Origin of the sequence: Psychromonas sp. B3M02 (assembly GCF_003318165.1) — a bacterium.
In the GTDB taxonomy this organism is placed as follows: domain Bacteria; phylum Pseudomonadota; class Gammaproteobacteria; order Enterobacterales; family Psychromonadaceae; genus Psychromonas.
Genome location: NZ_QOCB01000135.1, coordinates 1 through 4715, shown reverse-complemented (window position 1 = coordinate 4715; position 4715 = coordinate 1). Strand labels below are relative to the sequence as shown.

Below are 4715 nucleotides of genomic sequence, written 5' to 3'. Positions count from 1 at the left end.
CTTCATATCACTTAGTGGCGGTATTTAGCCGCCACTGATGCCAGTCTTTATTGTTGCCCCTCATACTTGTCTAAAATTAGTACAATGACTTTAATTAAGGTATTGTTATGTTTATCTTAAATAAGATTTACATAAAATTATTGGCACCATGGAAGGGTAAATAATTTAAATTATCTGTTTATTGGCCCTAACAAAAAAGAGGTAATTACTGTTAAATAACTAATAAATAAGGACTATAAAATTTCTCAGTTGATGTTTCTATTGACAGTTACTTTCATTAAATTGAGTAATTTTATTGGTAATCAAATATTGGTTAGGGTAAAAATAGAAGTGAATCATCAAATAAATGGAATATAGATGAATAAAAAGATATTAGTTTTTACTGATTTGGATGGCACATTATTAGATCATTACACGTATCAAACTGATGATGCACAAGAGATGATCGATAAATTAAAGCAAGACAACATTGCTATTATCCCTAACAGCAGTAAAACATTCCCAGAAATTGAATTAATTCGACAGCAACTGTCTCTTCATTCTCCTTTTATTACAGAAAATGGCGCCGCCATTTACATCCCCGTCAACTACTTTGAACAACAACCTTCTGATACAAGATTAGAAGGGCAGTATTGGGTTAAATCCTTTTCACATAGCAGTGAGCATTGGCAATCTTTATTAAAAGAGTTTGCTGGCGACTTTGCTAACTTCTATCAAGGGTTCTCTGAGATGTCGGTCAGTGAGTTAATGGCGTTAACTGACTTGAGTGAAGATAACGCAAAAATGGCAAAGCAACGTCAGTATAGTGAACCACTTCACTGGACAGGCGATCAAGCAACTCAAACTAAGTTTGTTGCCTGCATGGAAAAGCAAGGCGCTAATGTATTACAAGGAGGACGTTTTCTACATATCAGTGGTCACTGTAATAAAGGCCAAGCCCAACAGTGGCTAGCGCAGCAATACTCTCAATACGCTGCTCTCTCTTCACAATCTGAAAAAACACTTATTGCACCACATGATGAGATTATAACCATTGCATTAGGTGATGGTAAGAATGATATTGCAATGCTTGAGCAAGCTACTATTGCAGTGCAAATTAAATCTCCAGTGCACGACTTCCCATCGCTTGAGCGAAACAACAATATTTATCAAAGCCGTCAATATGGGCCCGCTGGCTGGGCTGAATGTTTACAAGAAATATTATCTTCGACACTAATTTGTTAATTTAAGGAATTCTAAAATGGCTGATTTTTATCAAAATGGCATTGTGACTACAATGCATAATCTAAGACAGCGCAGTAATGAACATCTTGAAGCTGAACTACAAACATTTTCTTCATCTCGCCCAATGGGGTTAATTTTACCTTCACTTTTTTCAGAATTAGAAGGCGATGCATTCCCAGATATCGTTGACCACCTATGTGAAGTGCCTTACTTAAGTGAAGTTGTAATCGGATTAGACCGCGCTAATGAAGAGCAGTACCGTCATGCGCTTAAATTCTTCAAAAAATTACCACAGCATCATCGTGTATTATGGAATGAAGGACCAAGATTAAAAGCATTAGATGCTAAATTACAAGCACTTGGCGTTGCACCTAAAGAGTTAGGGAAGGGCCGTAATGTTTGGTATTGCATGGGCTACACGTTAGCCTCAGGTAAAGCTGAGTCAGTGGCATTACATGATTGTGATATCGTGACTTATGATCGTTCTTTATTAGCACGACTAATTTACCCAGTTGCTCACCCTGGTTTTAACTATGAGTTTTGTAAAGGGTTTTACTCTCGTGTTGCAGACGGCAAAATAAATGGTCGCGTATCTCGCTTATTGGTCACTCCATTAGTGAAAGCGTTGAAGAAAACCATTGGTCATAACGATTACTTAGAATTTATTGATAGCTTCCTTTACCCATTAGCGGGGGAGTTTTCATTCCGTAAAGATGTGTTGACTGATTTACGTATTCCAAGTGATTGGGGACTAGAAATCGGTGTGTTATCAGAAATGCATCGTAACTATGCCAGCAACCGTACTTGTCAGGTAGATATTTCAGATGCTTACGACCATAAACACCAGGATTTATCACTTGATAATGTAGAAGGTGGTTTATCAAAAATGTCAGTAGACATTACTAAAGCCTTTATTCGTAAACTAGCAACACAGGGTGAAACATTTAGTACTGAAAGTATTCGTACTCTTAAAGCCACTTATTATCGAATCGCATTGGATTATTTAGAAATGTACCGTGGTGATGCCTTAATGAATGGTCTAAGTCTAGATATTCATAATGAAGAGAAAGCCATTGAAATGTTTGCAGAAAATGTCATGACTGCTGGCCAAATTTTCTTAGACAAACCAATGGATACACCTTTTATTCCATCATGGAGTCGTGTGATTAGTGCAATGCCAGATGTCTTAGAGCAACTAAAAGAAGCAGTGGAGTTAGATTATCAAGAGTTCAGTGAATAATCTTTACTCACACTAAAATCAATAATAAAAATTGCACCAAGCGACTACATAAAAGTAACGTTTGGTGATGATAAGGGGAGTTTTATGGTCGGGATAAGTGCAGCAGAACATGAACTGTTACTGTTAAAAAGTAAATTGACACAGCAGCTTAATTTTATTTATAAAGATGTCGATTTAAGCATCAGTACTGAAGACTTGAGCGATCAGTTAATTAAATTAATGAGATTGCATGAACATTGCTCGGTACCGATTGCCTATGAAAACCATTGGTCGCAGAAAGATATCATTATGATCACTTACGGTGACAGCGTGATGAAACCAAACGAAAAACCACTGGTGACACTGCAGCACTTTATGGATAACTATCTCGCTGATAGCGTTAATAGTGTGCATATTCTACCCTTCTTCCCTTATAGCTCCGATGATGGATTTTCAGTGATCGATTATTCTAGCGTTAACGAATCATTAGGGGATTGGACTGACATACAGGCGATCGCTAAAGGGCGCCGTTTGATGTCAGACCTCGTGATTAACCATTGTTCGAGCCGGAGTGCATGGTTTGATAACTTTATCAAAGGTGAAGGTGTTGGTAGCGACTTTTTCTACACTGCATCACCGGATGATGATTTATCAAGTGTGGTGCGCCCAAGAACGTCAGATCTACTAAGAGAAACGGAAACGGGTAAAGGCACACAACACGTTTGGTGTACCTTTAGTCACGACCAAGTAGATTTTGACTTTAGGAATCCTGAAGTACTAAAAAGCTTTGTGTCTATTATCCGCTTATACCTAGACATGGGCGTGAAAATTTTCCGCTTTGATGCAGTGGCATTCTTATGGAAAAAGCTTAATAGTGCCTCTATTAACCTACCTGAAACCCATGAGGTGGTTCGTTTACTAAGAACATTATTAGAGCATGCGCAAGGTGATGCGGTTATTATTACGGAAACAAATATCCCTAATACGCAAAATCTAACCTATTTTGGTAATGCCAATGAAGCTCATGCAATCTACAACTTCTCATTACCTCCTCTCCTTATTAATACGTTAGTAACAGGTAACTGTTTATACTTGAAGCGTTGGTTAATGAGTATGCCACCGTCGCAAAATGGGACTTTCTATTTTAACTTTATCGCATCGCACGATGGCATTGGTTTACGTCCTGCTGAAGGCTTGTTAAATGATTATGAATTAACAACGTTAGTAGAAACCATGCAACAATTTGGCGGAAAGGTTTCATGGCGAACCACTGAAACTGGCGCACCTAAAGCGTATGAAATTAATATTGCACTCTACGATGCGTTACAAGGTACAACCAAAGGTAAAGATAAATTAGGATTACAACGTTTCCTTTGTGCTCATGCCATTATGTTTGGTTTAGAAGGGGTACCAGGCGTTTATATTCATAGTTTATTAGGTACACAGAACGATTATGAAAAAGTCGCTAATACACAGCACAATCGCTCCATTAACAGACATCGTTGGGACTACGAAGAGTTACAAGATAATTTAGATGATGAGACTAACCATCATTCAATTGTGTTAAGCTCATTAAAGGACCTATTGGATATTCGTATTAAGCAACCTGCATTCCACCCTAATGCAACACAATTTACCTTGCATCTAGGGCTACAGATGTTTGGATTTTGGCGTCAAAGCCTGGATAGAAAACAGAGTATATTCTGTATCAGTAATATCACTAGCCATGAAATGGAGCTTGCGATTCATGATTTAAATTTAATCATGACGGATAACTGGTATGAATTAATCTCAGGTGAAGTGATTGATGTACAAGCCGATATGATGATGCTTGCACCTTATCAAACAGTGTGGATAAGTAACATTCTCTATGAATAAAATGATGAGATAGTAAAAGTTGTTAAGCCTGTAAATAAAAAGCCAATCATTAACGATTGGCTTTTTGCTTTTAGATAGAAAAGTAACCGTCTACCCACCCTAAATTCATAGGTAGGCGAGTTATACCAATTGTATTAAATAACTGATCTAAATTTTGCGCCGGAAAAATGGCTTAGTTTGAGGCGTAAGTTGATGTAAATGGTTGTTCCCTATACGAAACTTACAACGAAAAAATAAGTTGTTTTAACAAGTAAAATAGATCAGTTACTTACTATGATTGGTATTATGCCTTTATGTAAAGATGGTAGCCGTTATGTCATCAATATGACTATCATATAGCGAATATCATATACAAAAAAACTCACCGAAGTGAGCTTTTTATTTAATGCGACGA

The 4715-nt window shown here is 37.3% G+C and carries 3 protein-coding genes; all 3 read left to right on the top strand.

Annotation, left to right across the window (positions count from 1 at the left end):
- Positions 1 to 357: 357 nt before the first annotated feature.
- The 3 genes from DS885_RS14990 (at position 358) to DS885_RS14980 (ending at position 4321) form a co-directional block, all read left to right on the top strand.
- Positions 358 to 1224, top strand: coding sequence for an HAD-IIB family hydrolase (locus DS885_RS14990; protein WP_113820220.1), 867 nt, complete (start codon positions 358 to 360; stop codon positions 1222 to 1224).
- Between the two features lie 16 nt (positions 1225 to 1240).
- Positions 1241 to 2464, top strand: coding sequence for a glycosyl transferase (locus tag DS885_RS14985; RefSeq protein ID WP_113820219.1), 1224 nt, complete (start codon positions 1241 to 1243; stop codon positions 2462 to 2464).
- 84 nt (positions 2465 to 2548) lie between these two features.
- On the top strand, positions 2549 to 4321 hold the full coding sequence (locus tag DS885_RS14980) for a sugar phosphorylase (protein ID WP_113820218.1): 1773 nt from the start codon (positions 2549 to 2551) through the stop codon (positions 4319 to 4321).
- Positions 4322 to 4715: the final 394 nt, after the last annotated feature.